Origin of the sequence: Bacillus sp. FSL K6-2861 (assembly GCF_038630725.1) — a bacterium.
GTDB lineage: Bacteria > Bacillota > Bacilli > Bacillales > Bacillaceae > Bacillus > Bacillus velezensis.
Genome location: NZ_CP152037.1, coordinates 852,889 through 868,245 on the forward strand (window position 1 = coordinate 852,889; position 15,357 = coordinate 868,245).

14 protein-coding genes are annotated in these 15,357 nt (G+C 48.5%); 11 read left to right on the forward strand and 3 right to left on the reverse strand.

Annotated elements, in window-relative coordinates:
• Positions 1 to 123 precede the first annotated feature (123 nt).
• The 3 genes from NYE62_RS04145 (at position 124) to cyoE (ending at position 2,715) form a co-directional block, all read left to right on the forward strand.
• Entirely contained in the window at positions 124 to 528 is a 405-nt protein-coding gene (locus NYE62_RS04145) for a DoxX family protein (RefSeq protein ID WP_032870707.1), read from the forward strand.
• A gap of 16 nt (positions 529 to 544) precedes the next feature.
• Complete coding sequence (locus NYE62_RS04150) at positions 545 to 1,402, forward strand: VOC family protein (protein WP_032870709.1); 858 nt, start codon at positions 545 to 547, stop codon at positions 1,400 to 1,402.
• A 365-nt stretch (positions 1,403 to 1,767) separates the two neighbouring features.
• On the forward strand, positions 1,768 to 2,715 hold the full coding sequence (gene cyoE, locus NYE62_RS04155; RefSeq protein WP_342497260.1) for a heme o synthase: 948 nt from the start codon (positions 1,768 to 1,770) through the stop codon (positions 2,713 to 2,715).
• Between the two features lie 37 nt (positions 2,716 to 2,752).
• On the opposite strand, the gene NYE62_RS04160 is transcribed toward cyoE, so the two are convergent.
• A complete protein-coding gene (locus tag NYE62_RS04160; protein WP_012117104.1) occupies positions 2,753 to 3,304 on the reverse strand; it encodes a PadR family transcriptional regulator in 552 nt (183 codons plus the stop codon).
• A gap of 231 nt (positions 3,305 to 3,535) precedes the next feature.
• On the opposite strand from NYE62_RS04160, the gene NYE62_RS04165 reads away from it, so the two are divergent.
• The 5 genes from NYE62_RS04165 to bstA all read left to right on the forward strand — a co-directional run bounded on the left by NYE62_RS04165 (position 3,536) and on the right by bstA (position 8,812).
• The gene (locus tag NYE62_RS04165) at positions 3,536 to 4,138 is read left to right on the forward strand and encodes an NAD(P)H-dependent oxidoreductase (RefSeq protein WP_144464547.1); all 603 of its coding nucleotides are present in this window, start codon (positions 3,536 to 3,538) and stop codon (positions 4,136 to 4,138) included.
• Positions 4,129 to 5,217, forward strand: a complete 1,089-nt coding sequence (locus tag NYE62_RS04170) for an acyltransferase family protein (protein ID WP_144464545.1) — start codon at positions 4,129 to 4,131, stop codon at positions 5,215 to 5,217. Before NYE62_RS04165 ends, NYE62_RS04170 begins: the two co-directional genes overlap by 10 nt.
• A gap of 320 nt (positions 5,218 to 5,537) precedes the next feature.
• Positions 5,538 to 7,949: a PEP/pyruvate-binding domain-containing protein gene (locus NYE62_RS04175; protein WP_265451331.1), complete on the forward strand. Its 2,412-nt coding sequence runs from the start codon at positions 5,538 to 5,540 to the stop codon at positions 7,947 to 7,949.
• A 22-nt stretch (positions 7,950 to 7,971) separates the two neighbouring features.
• Positions 7,972 to 8,244, forward strand: coding sequence for a ribonuclease inhibitor Barstar (locus tag NYE62_RS04180; protein ID WP_033575012.1), 273 nt, complete (start codon positions 7,972 to 7,974; stop codon positions 8,242 to 8,244).
• A gap of 25 nt (positions 8,245 to 8,269) precedes the next feature.
• On the forward strand, positions 8,270 to 8,812 hold the full coding sequence (bstA, locus tag NYE62_RS04185; protein WP_144664953.1) for a bacillithiol transferase BstA: 543 nt from the start codon (positions 8,270 to 8,272) through the stop codon (positions 8,810 to 8,812).
• Here bstA and NYE62_RS04190 read toward each other — a convergent pair.
• Positions 8,772 to 10,364 carry an MFS transporter gene (locus NYE62_RS04190; protein WP_144464539.1) on the reverse strand — a complete coding sequence of 531 codons (1,593 nt, stop codon included), beginning with the start codon at positions 10,362 to 10,364 and terminating at the stop codon, positions 8,772 to 8,774. The genes bstA and NYE62_RS04190 overlap by 41 nt on opposite strands.
• 108 nt (positions 10,365 to 10,472) lie before the next feature.
• Complete coding sequence (locus NYE62_RS04195) at positions 10,473 to 10,955, reverse strand: MarR family transcriptional regulator (protein WP_012117110.1); 483 nt, start codon at positions 10,953 to 10,955, stop codon at positions 10,473 to 10,475.
• 168 nt (positions 10,956 to 11,123) lie between these two features.
• Here NYE62_RS04195 and mprF point away from each other — a divergent pair, with 168 nt between their 5' ends.
• From mprF to NYE62_RS04210, 3 genes are all read left to right on the forward strand, one after another.
• Complete coding sequence (mprF, locus tag NYE62_RS04200) at positions 11,124 to 13,694, forward strand: bifunctional lysylphosphatidylglycerol flippase/synthetase MprF (RefSeq protein ID WP_144664954.1); 2,571 nt, start codon at positions 11,124 to 11,126, stop codon at positions 13,692 to 13,694.
• A 98-nt stretch (positions 13,695 to 13,792) separates the two neighbouring features.
• Positions 13,793 to 14,677 carry a PhzF family phenazine biosynthesis isomerase gene (locus NYE62_RS04205; protein WP_094032653.1) on the forward strand — a complete coding sequence of 295 codons (885 nt, stop codon included), beginning with the start codon at positions 13,793 to 13,795 and terminating at the stop codon, positions 14,675 to 14,677.
• 76 nt (positions 14,678 to 14,753) lie between these two features.
• Positions 14,754 to 15,338 carry a nitroreductase gene (locus tag NYE62_RS04210; RefSeq protein WP_007408549.1) on the forward strand — a complete coding sequence of 195 codons (585 nt, stop codon included), beginning with the start codon at positions 14,754 to 14,756 and terminating at the stop codon, positions 15,336 to 15,338.
• Positions 15,339 to 15,357: the final 19 nt, after the last annotated feature.

The window sequence follows — 15,357 nt, forward strand, 5'->3', positions numbered from 1 at the left end:
CGAAGGCAAATAGTACTTTTAAGTTATTTTCGTTAAATGTAACAAAATTACTTGACGTAAATAAGTTATGTATATATACTAGCTTACATAAAGTAAGTGATAATAATTTTCAAGGAGGATTTTATGAATAAATCATTCGAAACAGGAACACTGCTTTTAAGGGTTGTAACAGGTATTATCTTTTTTGTTCACGGTTTATCCAAGTTTCAAGGGTTGGAAGGAACTGCGCAATTTTTCCAGAGCATCGGGCTTCCGGCCTTTATGGTCTATGTCATCGCGACGATTGAGCTTGTCGGCGGGGTTCTGATCTTTTTCGGTTTGGCAACGCGCATTATCGGCGTTCTGTTTGCCGTCACATTAGTCGGCGCCATCTTCACGGCGAAGCTTTCCTCACCATTTATGGGCGGATCGGAATTTGATTTCATCTTACTGGTTGCGTCAATTCATTTAGCGCTTTCAGGAAGCCGTCTGCTTTCATTGGATCAGCTCCTTTTCAAATCAAAAAAGGGAGAAACTTTTTCAGCATAAGAAAGAAGGCGTTCAAATGACCGGCATTCATCAAGATACGGCAATCGGTTATGTCAAATTGACCATTAAAAATATGGAACGCTCGCTCGGCTTTTACCGGAATGTAATCGGCCTTCAAGTCATCTCGCAGACAGATCGTTCAGCAAGACTGTCAGCAGACGGAAAACGCGTCCTGCTGGTGCTTGAAGAAAATCCAAGCGCCGTCGTTCTGCCGGAGCGGTCTGTCACCGGCCTTTACCATTTCGCGATACTTCTGCCTGACCGGAAAGAACTCGGCATCGCATTGGCCAGGCTGATTGAAAACGGCATCGCGCTCGGTCAGGGGGATCACGCGGTCAGTGAGGCTCTTTACCTGTCTGATCCGGACGGCAACGGTATTGAAATATACGCCGATCGTCCCCGCAGCACGTGGCGCCGGGATGCAGAGGGCAATTATGTCATGCAAACGGCGCCCGTCGATGTGGACGGGCTTTTGGAAGAAGCCGGAGCTGAACGGAAAAGCCGTCTCCCAGAAGGAACTGTTATCGGCCACATCCATCTTCATGTGACGGACTTACAGGAAGCCAAAGCGTTTTACACCGATATTCTCGGTTTTGATATTGTCGGCAATTACGCGGGCATGTCCGCTCTGTTTGTTTCAGCGGGAGGGTATCACCATCACATCGGTCTGAATATATGGGCCGGAAAACATGCGCCGCCGAAACCGGGAAATGCAAGCGGGCTGGATTATTACACCATCGCGCTGCCGCATCAAAAAGAGCTGTCACGTGTGACAAAAGCGCTGACCGATGCCGGCTTTGAGATCGAAGAAAAAGAAGAGGGCGTATTCGTCAAAGACCCTGTATCAGGGGCGGATATCGCATTTACACTGTAAGAAACAAACCTTGCCGTCTAACCGGCAAGGTTTTTTATTTTTCTGAAGTTTTCTTGAAAAGGCTCGGGAAAGAAGAACGTCGATTTGCAATATACACACGGCTTTTGAGTGACTGAAGAGAGCGAACATCTCAGTGATGCGCAAAAATGACGCGTGGAGCCGCCATCGCCGGCCCGAGCTCAGGGCATCCGCCGGATTGAAAAAGCTGTATGGGCAGAATTTGAATAGAAAAAGGCAAAAGCCGCATCCGGTCACAAGATGCGGCTTTTCATATACAATTTACAATTGTGTGAAAAATGTCCAAAATAAATTGCGCTTCCTGATTCTTCCTGATATGATAAGCCGAAAAAGGAGAACCTGAACAAATGAACTCAAATGCAGCACAGACGGAACAGCCGATGAAGCATAACGGAAACCGGATGACGGTCAAGGACTTTATCATTCTTGCCAAACCGGGGATTATCATCTCAAATTCACTCGCCGCATTGGGCGGATTTTGGATCGCATGGATTCAGTCAGAAAGGACGGGCGGAGGGCCCGGTATATTTGCCGCCATGGCGGTTGCCATGATCGGAACGGCGTTGGTCATGGCATCAAGCACTGTTTTTAATAACTTCTTTGACCGCGGCATGGACGCAAAGATGGCACGAACCCGCACCCGCGCAAGCGTCACGGGAAAAATACCGCCGCCGGCCATGATCCTGTACGGCACATGTCTCGGCGCCTGCGGATTCATCATGCTTGCTTCACTTAATGTACTGACCGCCGTTCTTGGCCTGCTTGCCTTTTTGCTGTATGCCGTCGTTTATACGCTTTGGTTTAAAAGACAATCCGTCTGGAGCACATTTGTCGGCAGCTTTCCCGGGGCGGCTCCGCCTTTAATCGGTTATTGCGCGCTCACCGGGTACATTGATATGCCCGCGATTTTGTTATACGCGATTATGTTTTTGTGGCAGCCGCCGCATTTCTGGGCGATCGGAATCAGGCGAAAGGAAGAGTATCGTGCCGCCGGCATTCCGCTTTTGCCGATCATAAAAGGCAACCGCGCCACAAAAATAAAAATGCTGCGCTATATTGCCGTTCTGACTGCGGTTTCGCTGCTCGTTCCTCTTTATATAGACGTCAGCCCGTTTTATACCGCGTCCGCTCTCCTGCTCGGAGCCATCTGGCTGTACCGGAGCGTCAAAGGCTTTCGGGCGGCGGATGACACGCAATGGTCGAAGGGGATGTTTTTTTATTCGATTGTGTATTTCAGTCTGCTTTTTCTTATTTTAATGGCTGATTCATTTATCAATGCGGTTCTCAGAACGTAAACAGGCGGCTTGCAGATACAGAGCCGCCCCGTTTTGTTTATGCTTTTTTGATGAGAGCCAAAATATCTTCAAGCCAGGAAATATAATTCCGTTCCCGCTCAAGCGCTTTTGTCAGTACGAGATAATGGCCGAAATCAGGAGAAGAAAATGAATCCGCCTCCGCGGACGATGTCATCAGTTCTTGATAACTGTTTTCCAGATCGGACAATTTCTCCTTCCGCTTTACGAGCTGGTCGGTGAATAGCTCATCCGCTTCTTCCTGTGTCAACGCTGAGATGAAATAAGCCTTCAGCATAAATTCATCCTTCACCGTTTCCGGAATCGGGTCTTTTTTCGTCAGCCAGGCAGCAAGCTCCAGCTCTCCTTTGTCAGTCAGCGTGTACATTTTTTTCTCAAGCTTTGTTCCTTGAATCGCAGTGCGAAACGTAATAAATCCCTCAGCCGTCAGTTTTTTTAATTCCGGATAAATCTGGCTGTGCTTTGCGCTCCAAAACTGGCCGAGCTCTTCCTTAAAATAGCTCGATATATCATATCCGCTCAATTCGCCTTTTCGCAAAAGCCCTAAAATCGCGTACTTTAAAATTCTCATGTTGTCCTCCAAGCCATTCATTTGACAGCTAGTATACCATACGGCCGCTCAAAAACGCAGAAGTGCCGGATGCTTGTCATTGAATCCGCGGCGGCAAAATCAGCAAAAATATGCAGAAAGAGGTTATCGAAACGGCAGCAGAACGGAAAAAGCCTTTCTCGTGTCTTTGCCTCATTCATATGACATCATGATATAATCATTGTAAAAATTAAGAAATAATAGGAGGGACATATGAAGACGGTGATTGTGTATGCAAACCCGGATGAGAACAGTTTCAATGCGGCTCTCGTAAAATACGTCGTCATGGCTTTAAAGGACAGCGGCCAAAGCTATACGGTCATTGACTTATACGCCGACCAATTTGATCCCGTGCTGAAGTACGGCGGCGAAAAAAAGCGCTCTGACATGAACCGGGACGCTGAAACGAAGAAATACCGGAAACTGATGAGAGAAGCGGATCATCTCATTTTCATCTACCCGCTGTGGTGGGGAGGCGTTCCGGCGATTATGAAAGGCTTTTTTGACAGAGTGCTTGTCTCCGGAGAAGCCTACACATATGAAAACGGCCGCGTAAAAGGACTGCTCCGGGCAGAGACGGCACAGGTCTTTTATACGGCGGATTCCCCGGGCTGGTACTTAAAGTGGTTCCGGAAAAACTCGGACTGGATTACGCTGAAAAAAGGCATTCTGCAATTTTGCGGCATTCAAAAAGCCGAGCGGAACCTTTTTTCTGTCGTCAAAACGAGCACACCCAAGCTGCGGGAAAAATGGCTGCGCCAAGCATACGCTAAAGTCCGGCGCGCTTGTGAAAAAGGAGCGGCCGCATGCAGATAAAAGAAATTTTCGTAATTCGCTGCCTGTCCTGTTTAAGTGTCGTTCTGCTTCACGTTGTTTCAATGGTGCTGATGATTCAGGAAGAGTCCCTAGCAAGTGCCGCCCATACGGTTGATGCTTTTCGGACCCTGTTGATGTTCAGCACGCCGGCGTTTATCTTTATTTCGGAATTTCTGCTTGCCAGGTCATACCCGGGAGGCGTTCCCGCGGGTTTTTTAAAGAAAAGGGGCAAAGTCATTTTCGTGCCGTTTCTGTTTATTGCCGCGGTGGATGCCATTTTAATGAAAAGCGTGGCGGAAGAAGGAGCCGGATTCGTTTCAGTGATCGGTAAATTTTTAGAAAATGTGTTTTTAGGAAACTTCATCGGCTACTTCATTCTTGTGATCTTTCAATTTTACATTCTCCATATGCTGCTGCACCGCTGGCTGAACAACACATCTCCCGTGTGGGTGCTGTCTGTTTCGTTTATCATCAACGCCGTCTATCTGGCTTACTTTTCCATCTTTCATCCGCCGGCATCATCGGGGCTTGATTCTATTTTTCCGTTCTTTTGGGTTCCGTTTCCGGGCTGGGTGTTTTATTTCTGTCTGGCATTTTATTGCGGAAAGGAATATCCGCGTTTTTTATCGCTCATCAATCAGTACCGTTATGCGGTTTACTTCAGTGCGGCCGTATCGGCAATATTGATTGTGGCCGTTTCATATATCAGCGGCGGCTCCATTTCCTCTAAGCGTCCGGATATTATGATGTACGCGGTCAGTATGATCTTTCTGTGTTTTCATCTGTTTTCAAAGCTCAAAAAAGTGCCCGCGATTGTGATGATGATCAGCAACTATTCGTTTTCAATCTATCTGCTGCACTCCTACTTTTTAATCAGCGGATATCTTCTGGAAGGCTATTTGCGATCAATGCCTTTGCCGGCTGCCATCCTTCTTTTATTTTTGATCTGCACGCTCGGTCCCATTTTCTTATCTTGGGTGTGCAACCATTTCAGATACGGATACCTGTTTGTCGGGAAAGTGTATCAGCCGAAGCAGACCAAAAGAAATACGGCGGCGCATCAAGGCCGCACAGTCTGAAAAAAAGGCGGCGTTTCGGCCGCCTTTTTGATACGGAAGTTGACATAACCTGCAAACGAAACCCCCCGCGGCAAGCCGGAAGCGAATGCCAGGCAAGCAGTATCGGGCAGCCTATCTCTAATTTTAATAGCGCTTTCACTGTAAGGCTGAAGACCCCGCTGCGGCCGTTTTGACGGATGCATTTATGACAACATAACGCCATCGATTTTCTCCCTTGTGAAGACCGATATATTGTATACTTATAGGAAATACTTTCAAAAAAAGTGAAAAAGAGAAAAACTGTGAGCTTGGATGAACGACTAAAAAGGAGCGGGGACATTATGAATGACTGTGTCAAAACATTCGGAGAACTTCCGGCCGAACTTTATTCCTTTGCGGGAGGAAAAGGGAGCATTCTCTCTAAAATGTATCAAAGCGGGTATCCTGTGCCTGAAGGGTTTGTGATTTTGCCGCCTGCCTTTCAGGACGGACAGCTGCGCCATCAGGCGAGAGAGGCTATTGATCAATATGTGAATTCCATCCGCAGCCGCCATGCATCTGCGTTGTTTGCCGTACGCTCATCCGCGCTGAGCGAGGATTCAGCTCAGGCTTCCTTTGCCGGAGAATTCGATACGGTGTTGAATGTCAAAACAGATCAAGACATGTCCAGGGCGATTGATGAAGTCCGCCGATCGGCACAGTCAGAAAGGGTAAAAGCGTACAGCGCCGTTCAGGGAATGGAAGATGAGCATGAAATCGCAATCGTCATCCAGCTGATGATACCGTCTGAGATATCCGGAGTGCTGTTTACCGCAGATCCGATTACGGGGAGCAGGCGGGAGATGACAGGCAATTACGTCTACGGTCTCGGGGAGCAGCTCGTTTCCGGGGAAGCCGATGCCTATTCTTTTAAACTGGCACGGCCTAAGAAAAAATATGACGGCCCCGGGGAATTTCGCAAATATGCGTCAAAGCTCTATAAACTGGCGAAAAAGCTGGAAAAAGATCTTGGAGGGCCGCAGGATATTGAATGGGCCGCCGCGGGCGGGACATTGTATATTCTTCAATCCCGCCCGATTACGACCTTACAGGCCGGAAATCTGGAAACCTATGAATGGAATGATTCTTTCAGCGGTGATTTTTTATGGACAAACACAAATATAGGAGAAGCGATTCCCGATGTGATGACGCCGCTGACATGGTCGCTCCTCCGGAATCTGGATGAAGAGTCGGGCATCATTCCGGGTTATTATGTCTGGTCCGGCAATATTTGCGGAAGAGCCTATAACAATATGAGCCAGCCTCTTTCCGTGCTCGCCGCTTTCGGTCTGAATCCGAAAGGCGGAAAAATAGGAAAAATGATGAGCGATACATTGGGAGAAATCCCGGCGGAAATGAAGATACCTTTATATCCGTTCTCAAAGTATGAACTTTTGAAGATCATCCCGAAAAAACTGAAACCGTATCTGTCGAAAATGAAGCAAGCGAAAAAAAACATGGCCTCCTACTTGGACGAATCGCCCGACTGGTGCCGGAATATTGAGGAAAAGCTGAAACGTGCCGAAACGGAGCAGGCATTATTAGCGATATGGAATGATGAGGTCTATCCGTATTTATGCAACGCGTGGTTTGCGTTAATATCCGGCGGGCGTGATTCTGCGCAATCCTCTTCGTCGTTAACCTCTCAATTAACAAAACTCGCAGGGATAGAAGATGCGAATCTCCTGCTGTCCAATCTAAGGGGAAAAGGCGGACTGGCAAGCCTGGAGCCGATTATCGGCATTGATCAAGTCATGAAAGGCCGTATGAGCGAGGAAGAATATCTCAGGAACCAAGGCCACCGAGGCCCGCATGAATACGAACTTTCCATACCTCATCCGGGAGAAAACCGGGATTGGCTGACGAAGCAGATCAAAGAACACAAGGAGTCGGGTATTGATGCCGAACAACTGCTTTTGAAACAGCAGCGGGCGCATGAACAGGCCTTCCGAAGATTTGAAGAAAAGTTTCCTCATAAGGTCAAATGGCTCAAAGCCAAAATGGAAAAAGCGTCAGGATACGCGAATATGAGAGAAACAACCAGATCCGAATTTGTCAGGGTGTACCGGACAGCCAGAGCATTCGCGCTCAGAGCGGCGGAAATGACCGGCATGAAGGACGATATTTTCTTCTTGTATCTGCATGAAATAACCGATCTGCTCGCGGGGAAAGAGCCGGCGGTTGCGTCGATTCAAGCGAGAAAGCAAAACTATGAAACCTATAAAAAACTGCCGCCGTTCCCATCCGTTATTAACGGAAGATTCAATCCGTTTAAATGGGCTGAGGATCCTGACAGAAGAGCGGATTATTACGATGCTTTTATGCCTGCGGAAACTGATGATGCGCACACTTTAAAAGGTTTCGCGGGAGCGGCCGGGAGAGTGGAGGGCATTGTCCGTGTCCTTGATGTCCCGGAAGACGGGGATTCTTTTGCGGCGGGGGAAATTTTAGTGACGTCGACAACCAATGTAGGCTGGACCCCGCTTTTTCCAAGAGCGGCCGCTATCATAACGGACGTCGGCGCCCCTTTGTCCCACGCGGCGATCGTTGCCCGGGAACTGGGGATTCCTGCCGTTGTCGGGTGCGGAAATGCAACGTCAAAACTGAAAACGGGGGACAGGGTGGCCGTTGACGGCGGGCAAGGCATTGTCCAGCTGGAACCGCGGCAGACTCCGGTCACTTCTGAAGAGGAAAATGGTAAACTGATAGAATAAAAACATGGGAAAGGAGCCGCGTATGAATAAAGCAGTTATTAACGGGGAGCAAATCAGAAGTATGAGCGACCTGCACCAGACATTGAAAAAGGAACTTGCCCTTCCTGAATACTACGGTGAAAACCTTGACGCTTTATGGGATTGTCTGACCGGCTGGGTGGAATACCCCCTCGTTTTAGAATGGAGACAGTTTGAGCAAAGTAAGCAGCTTACAAAAAATGGAGCCGAGAGTGTGCTTCAGGTCTTTCGTGAAGCGAAAGCGGAAGGCTGTGACATCACCATTATACTTTCATAATACGAGCAACGGGAGAGAGACAAAAATGGAAAAACAAACTCTCAGCTATCCGATTGGAGAATATCAGCCGGCTGAATCGATTTCGGCCGGACAGAAACAAGAATGGATCAATACGCTGGAACACGCTCCGGCCAAACTGAAACAAGCTGTCAGAGCGATGTCGGACAGTCAGCTTGATACGCCGTACCGCGAAGGGGGATGGACTGTCCGCCAAGTGGTTCACCATCTGGCGGACAGCCACATGAACGGCTATACCCGGTTTAAATTGAGCTTAACGGAGAATGAACCGGAAATCCGTCCTTATGATGAAAAAGGCTGGGCCGATCTTCATGATTCCAAAACCGCCGCTTGCGGGGATGCGCTTGAGCTGTTAGCGATCCTGCACAGAAGATGGGCCGCTCTTTTGCGCTCCATGACGGAAGCCCAATTCAAACGGACATACTTCCATCCTGTATCTAAAGAGACGATTACGCTGGAACAAGCGCTAGGACTATATGTCTGGCACTCTGAACATCACATCGCCCATATTACTGAGCTTTCCCGGCGGATGGGCTGGCATCTGTCTTAGAGGATGCCGGCTTTCGGAAAAACGCCAAAACAGCCGCAGATACAATCGTGCATAATGAAATGACGGCGGCTGCCGTATAAAGATGGTGGTAGCCGCTGGCAATGCCCGCTTCAATCGCATCAGAAACCGCTTTTTTGACAGCGGGAACGGGGATTCGGCTTACCTGCTCCTGCAACGAAGAAAGTCCGCCGCCGATATCCGGCGTTTGCGCCTGACCAGCGGGAATGCCGCTTTTCGCTAAACGGTTTTTGATGTCATCTCCGATCCGGTCAAAGCCCGCTGTAATGAAGCCGGCATATAAAGCCGGAGCGAGGGTCAGCCCGACCTGCCTTACGAGTGACAGCGTGCCGAGCGCTGTTCCTTTGTTTTGGCCCGCCGTTTCTGATACAAGCACATTCAGCGGAGCCCCGAGCAGAAATCCGAAACCGATCCCCGCAATGACACTCGCTGTGACAAATTCCCATTTATCCGTCACCCATAACGGAAACAGGATGAAGCCTGCAAATGCGATGGCGCCTGATACAACCGCGGAAAAGACCGGACCTTTTTTATCCGTGATCGCCCCGCCGAGCCACGCTCCGATTCCTGACGCCAACGCGAGCGGCGTCATCCAATAACCCGCTTTCTCCGCCGATACGTGCAAATATTGCTCCGCATAAGAAGGAATAAAAATGACCGCAGCGAGCAGCCCTCCCGATAAAAATCCGATGACGAGCGTCCATTGAAACACTTTATTTTGCAGCAGCGAGTAGGCGAGAATCGGATCGCCCCCTCGGTTTTCAACCCGCTTTTCGACCTTAAGCAGCACCAGAAAGAGAAGTGCAGCTCCCAAAAGATAACCGTACACCTTTACGTTCATTATGCTTTCTGACAGCTTCGCCCCATCGAGATTCGTGATACCGATCATGCAAGATAAGATCGCAAGAGACAGCAGCATTGTGCCGGCGAGGTCAAGCCGTTTCGCCTCAGGCTCTTTCGTTTCAGCGATAAACAAACCGCCGCACACAACCAAAGCGGCGGCAATCGGCAGATTAATCAAGAACAGCCAATGCCACGATCCGGTTACATCAAGCAAAAAGCTCCCGATATTCGGTCCGAGGACGGCCGCCATACCGTTCATCGCCCCTAAAAGCCCGAGAGCTTTCCCCTGTTTCTCCTTCGGAAGCACGGCCAGCACATGCGAACTCCCGATAATAAAAATTCCGCCGCCGCCAAGCGCCTGAATGAGCCGTGCCGCCAAAAACATCGGGAAGCTCTGACTGAGTGCGACAAGCAAAGAGCCGAGTCCGAACAGCCCGACTTCCATCATAAACAGCTTTTTCCGCCCGTATCGGTCCGACAGCTTGCCGACAATCGGCACACTGACACTGAGTCCCAATGTGTAAAGGGTCACTCCCCACGATCCCCATGAAGGAGAAACATCAAAAGAGCTGTTCATCGTCGTCAGAGCAGCGGAAATAATTCCGTTGTCCAGCGCCGCCATGAACACACCGATCGTAAAGAGAGTGATGGCCCGGCTCTGGTTTTTTTCTGTTTGCAATGGCTCCGGCATACTGATCAATCCTCCTGTTTTTAATTCACTTCGAATATATTATTCACTTCAAGTGAATTAAATGTCAAACAAAAAAAGGCCGCCGATACCGGCAGGCCTTTTTCACCTCTATCCCTGTTTGGAAGAATCAAGCGCTCTTGCCAAAATGGCAAGCCCTTGATTGACCGTTTGTTTTTCTTCAGCGGTCAGCGTTTCCAATGAACGCTTCAATTTTACATGTCCTTTTTGATAAAGGCTGCGGAAAATATCTTTCGCGTTTTCCGTTAATTGAACGACGACTGAACGGCGGTCTTCTTCTGACGGAGCGCGTGTAATGAAACATGATTTTTCTAAACGGTCAAGCAGCCCCGTCGTATTTGAAAGGGAAGCGCCCATTTTCTCCGCTATGTCACTCACCTTAAGCGTCCCGTGGTTGTTCAGAAGCATCAGCACTTTCATTTGCGGCATGCTCATATCAAGCTTCATCCACTCCGATACATCGCCGAGCCCCGCCGATGTCATCACTTTCATGTACAGCACCCAAATATCCCGTTCCTCAGGAGAAAAAATATCGCCGCTTAATACTGTTGTATCATGCAGATTATAATCCATCGTCTCACTTCCTCATTTATACTCCTGCATATCATATTACTGATTTTAATCAGAGAAAGAAAGTTGCAGACGAGTTTTGTTTGAATGTGAGGTGGTAGTGTATAATATGTTGGAGATTATTGGGGGAATTAAAATAAATAAGCTATTTTATGATGATTGGAGAGAACATTGCTGACTAAAAAGAATGCCTTATCGATATTAAAAGTATTATTTCCTATTGCAGTTTTGCTTTTAGTCATTTATCAGTCCAAAAAGGAATTGACAGACCTTTCTTTTAAACGAACGCTGTACATTATTAACGGGATTGAGCGTTACGATTTATTTATTCTCGTTCTGCTCGGCCTTCTTGCCGTCAGCGCGATGTCCTTTTATGACTTTGTGCTGAAACGGACGCTTCGCCTCAACATTCCGAATTGGAAAGTATTCAGGGTCTCTTTTATCGCCAATTCCTTTAACAATGTCCTTGGATTCGGCGGTCTGGCGGGTGTCGGGCTGCGGACGATGCTATACAAAGAACATACGAATGACGTAAAACGCCTCGTCGCAGGCATCGCCTGGCTTACGTCCTCAGCGCTGCTCGGGCTGTCCGTCTTCAGTATCCTGACCATCGCCCGGGTTCTGCCGGTTGGAGAGATTACAGGTGAGAAACCGTGGCTGTGGGCTGTTATCGCCGGAGTGGCGCTTATTGTGCCGGCAGCCTTAATCGCCGCTGGGATCAACAATAAAAAAGCTGGCGCAGAAGACGGTGAAGCAAAACCGAGGCATCCGGTTTTTTCTTATATCGGGGCATCGTTTGCCGAATGGTTTGCGGCGGCTGTCGTCATGTATTATTCCCTGTATGTCATGGGAATTCACGCGGATGTCCGCCATGTATTCGGGGTATTTGCCATTGCCGCTATCGGGGGAATCATCAGTCTTGTGCCGGGAGGATTCGGTTCGTTTGACCTTCTGTTTCTGCTCGGCATGCAGAATATGGGCTTTCCGCAGGAGGCGGTTGTGACATCCATCGTCATCTACCGGATTGTGTATTCATTTATTCCGTTTGTGTTCGGGCTGTTCTTTGCGGCTGGCGATTTAACGGAAAATACGCTTAAACGGCTGGAATCAAATCCGAAGATGGCGCCTGCTGTGGAAACGACGAACGTGCTTCTCGTATTCCAGCGCGCTATCTTAATCAGGGTACTTTACGGTTCGCTGTCGCTTTTGGTTTTCATGGCGGGAGTCGTCGTGCTGGCGTCCGTCGCCCTGCCGATTGACAGGGAGACGGTCATCCCGCATATTCCGCGCCCGGCGCTCCTTGCGTTTAACGCGTTATCGTTAAGCGCGGCTTTGATTCTTTTAATCCTGCCGATTGAATTATACAAACGGACGAAACGTTCTTATTCAATGGCGGTTGCCGCGCTGGTCGGCGGTTTTGTGTTCAGTTTCTTAAAAGGATTGAACATCAGCGCGATCTTTATTCTGCCTGTCGTCATCGTATTGCTTGTGCTGTTAAAGCGGCAGTTTATCAGAGAGCAGGCTTCGTATACGCTCGGCCAGATGATTTTTGCGGCCGCTCTGTTTATTATCGCCTTGTTTAACTACAATCTCATTGCCGGCTTTATTTGGGATAAAATGAATCGGCTCTTGCGCCACGACTATTTCGTCCATAACAATTCGCACATTACATATGCCACGATGACGGCCATTATTGTTGTGCCGCTGTTTTTCCTTTTGTTTACGTTCTTTTATCATAAAAGATCGAAGCCGATCGGAGAAGAGGCCGATCCTGAACGGCTGAAGTCCTTTTTGGCGGAAGAAGGCGGAAATGCGCTCAGCCATCTCGGCTTTCTCGGGGATAAGCGGTTTTATTTCTCAAGCGACGGCAAAGCGCTTTTATTGTTCAGCCAGATTTCCAGAAGGCTTGTCGTGCTCGGGGATCCGTCAGGACAGAGAGACTCTTTTCCGCTTGTGATTGAGGAATTTCTGAATGAAGCGCATAAGCAGGGGCTGAGTGTCATGTTTTATCAGATCGAACGTGAAGATCTGGCGCTGTACCATGACTTCGGCTATAACTTCTTCAAGCTTGGAGAAGAAGCGTTCGTGGATATGGAGGCCTTTACGCTCTCAGGTAAGAAAAAAGCGGGGCTGCGGGCGATTAACAACAAATTTGACCGCGAAGGCTACACATTTCATGTCGGGGAACCGCCGTTTTCCTCCGAGTTTATCGCCAAACTGAAAGACATTTCGGACGAATGGCTCGGACCGAAAAAAGAGAAAGGTTTTTCTCTCGGTTTCTTCGACCGGGATTATTTGGAACAGGCGCCGATTGCTTACGTGAAAGACGAGGAAGGGGAGATCATCGCTTTTGCCAACCTGATGCCGATGTATCAGGAAGGCGAGATATCCGTCGACTTGATGCGTTATCGGAAAAGCGCGCCGAACGGTATTATGGACGCGCTTTTCATCCGTCTGTTTCTCTGGGCGCAGGAAAAAGGCTATACCACCTTCAATATGGGCATGGCGCCTTTGTCAAACGTAGGTACGGCTTTTACATCTTTCTGGTCGGAAAGAATCGCGGCCGTCATCTTCAACAACGTCCGGTATATGTACAGCTTCAGCGGGCTGCGGGCCTTTAAAGAAAAATACAAACCGGAGTGGCGCGGGAAATACTTGGCGTACCGCAAAAACAGATCGCTGTCCGTCACGATGATCCTCGTCACCCGCCTGATCGGAAAAACCAAAAAAAGACGCCGTTAAAAGGCGTCTTTTTTTGGTTTTGAATAATTAACTAAAAATTCTAATTTTACTCTGTTATACTGAATAACATGATCATAAGGTGAAAGGAAGGCTGATGAATGAAACAGGCAACCGTGTTTAAATATGAAGCGTTTTCCGATATTCCGGATTTGGGAAATCCCGCGGGAATCGTCTTTAACGGAGATGATTATTCAGATGAAGAGATGCAGATGATCGCCGAAATGGCAGGGTACAATGAAACCTCATTTCTCTGTAAAAGCGGGGAAGCCGATCTGCGCATCCGCTATTTTACACCCGGCCACGAAATGAATTTATGCGGACATGCTACCGTCGCCTCTCTTTACGCATTAATTGAAAAGGGAAGGCTTCAGGCTGATCAGACATATCAAATTGAAACAAAAGCCGGCATTCTTCCCGCAAAAGCCGCTGAACGAAACGGCCGGGTATACATCACACTCGATCAGGCTCCCCCGCAATTTCTGCCGTTTACGGGCGACAAAGAAAAGCTTGCGGCCTCGCTCGGGATTACGGCTGAGGATTTTCACAGCGGGCTGCCGATTGTCTACGGATCAACGGGGATCTGGACACTGATTGTTCCGCTGAGATCACTTAAAGCATCACGGAATATGGTGCCGGACAACGCACAATTCCCCGCTATTTTGCGCGATCTTCCGAAAGCGAGCGTTCATCCGTTTTCTCTGGAAACCGTTCATCCGGAAAGTGATCTGCACGGACGCCATTTTTCTTCCCCTTTCTCCGGAACGACCGAAGATCCCGTCACGGGAACCGCTTCAGGCGTCATGGCAGCCTATATGCGGCAATACGGAGGCTCCGAAGCCGAATGCCTCACGATTGAACAAGGCCAGGAAATCGGGAAAGACGGAAAAGTGGAAATCAGGATCACGGAGGAAAACGGAGAGATGAACATCAAGATGACGGGAACGGCCGTGTATGCCGAAACAATCAATTTTCAGCTTCCGTAACGGTTTACAAAAGCCGGTCGTATCCGTTATATTATAAATGATAATCATTTTCATTTGGATAGGAAGGTGAATCGGCATGCCGAAAACCGAACAATTACAGCAAAACGAAAGTCTTGCACATACAATCAGAAACAGAAGATCCATCCGGTCGTTTAAACCGGAAACCGTACCTTCTGAAGTCATATTAGATATGCTTGAAACGGCCGTTTACGCACCGAACCACAGACTGACGGAGCCATGGCGTTTTATCTACGCAGCAAGCGAAGCGGGAAAAGCAAAGCTTGCGGACAGCTACGTCTCATTTTTCAAAAAGATAAAAGATGATTTCAACGAGGAAAAAGAGCGGAACATGAGAAAAAACCTCAGCGCCGTTCCGGGATTTTTGCTGGTCGTCTTAAAAGAAGATGAAAATGAATTTACGAGAAACGATGATTTCGCGGCGCTGAGCGGCATGATTCAAAACCTTCAGCTTCTCGCACATGAAAACGGCATCGGCATGGTCTGGAAAAGCGGCCGCATTATGTATGACAAACAGGTGCACCAAGACTTCGGCCTTGCTGACAATGAGCGCTTTGCCGCCATCATTCAAACGGGCTATCCTGATGAACAGCCTAAGGCGAAAGAACGGACGCCGGCAAAAAGCCTGTTTACCGAGTTGTAAAAAAATCCCCGTCTCACTA

Bases quoted from the DNA above. Each gene is read 5' to 3' on its own strand.
- NYE62_RS04170 (WP_144464545.1), top strand. From the start codon at position 4,129: ATGCAGATAAAAGAAATTTTCGTAATTCGCTGCCTGTCCTGTTTAAGT.
- NYE62_RS04160 (WP_012117104.1), bottom strand. From the start codon at position 3,304: ATGAGAATTTTAAAGTACGCGATTTTAGGGCTTTTGCGAAAAGGCGAA.
- NYE62_RS04195 (WP_012117110.1), bottom strand. From the start codon at position 10,955: ATGGATTATAATCTGCATGATACAACAGTATTAAGCGGCGATATTTTT.
- NYE62_RS04145 (WP_032870707.1), top strand. From the start codon at position 124: ATGAATAAATCATTCGAAACAGGAACACTGCTTTTAAGGGTTGTAACA.
- NYE62_RS04175 (WP_265451331.1), top strand. From the start codon at position 5,538: ATGAATGACTGTGTCAAAACATTCGGAGAACTTCCGGCCGAACTTTAT.
- NYE62_RS04190 (WP_144464539.1), bottom strand. From the start codon at position 10,364: ATGCCGGAGCCATTGCAAACAGAAAAAAACCAGAGCCGGGCCATCACT.
- NYE62_RS04165 (WP_144464547.1), top strand. From the start codon at position 3,536: ATGAAGACGGTGATTGTGTATGCAAACCCGGATGAGAACAGTTTCAAT.
- NYE62_RS04205 (WP_094032653.1), top strand. From the start codon at position 13,793: ATGAAACAGGCAACCGTGTTTAAATATGAAGCGTTTTCCGATATTCCG.
- NYE62_RS04210 (WP_007408549.1), top strand. From the start codon at position 14,754: ATGCCGAAAACCGAACAATTACAGCAAAACGAAAGTCTTGCACATACA.
- bstA (WP_144664953.1), top strand. From the start codon at position 8,270: ATGGAAAAACAAACTCTCAGCTATCCGATTGGAGAATATCAGCCGGCT.
- cyoE (WP_342497260.1), top strand. From the start codon at position 1,768: ATGAACTCAAATGCAGCACAGACGGAACAGCCGATGAAGCATAACGGA.
- NYE62_RS04150 (WP_032870709.1), top strand. From the start codon at position 545: ATGACCGGCATTCATCAAGATACGGCAATCGGTTATGTCAAATTGACC.
- NYE62_RS04180 (WP_033575012.1), top strand. From the start codon at position 7,972: ATGAATAAAGCAGTTATTAACGGGGAGCAAATCAGAAGTATGAGCGAC.